This window comes from Pseudomonas sp. PME37.24/006 (assembly GCF_055556635.1).
Genome location: NZ_JBVHNL010000322.1, coordinates 1 through 229, shown reverse-complemented (window position 1 = coordinate 229; position 229 = coordinate 1). Strand labels below are relative to the sequence as shown.

At 44.1% G+C, this 229-nt stretch carries 1 protein-coding gene; it reads left to right on the top strand.

Annotated features, from left to right (window positions below; translation table 11 throughout):
* Nucleotides 1-229, top strand: a 229-nt coding sequence (locus tag ACZ3GY_RS24905; RefSeq protein ID WP_465912509.1) for a hypothetical protein, incomplete at both ends; no start/stop codon positions are given.

The window sequence follows — 229 nt, the reverse complement described above, 5'->3', positions numbered from 1 at the left end:
GTCATATGCCAATTTGAATAGCCCACAAAGATTGCTGGAAGTACCTGCCGAAGGCAAGATGCTGGAACTGCTTTACCCAATGGCAAACATTGATCGGGCAGATTTTCTTAAATTGCATTTAAGCAATTATGCTGAAAATGTCATGCTGACCAATTGGGATCTGGATGGTATTGCAGCTGATACCTACGATGCCTTGCTGGCCGTCGTACCATTTCATCATGCCAATGCA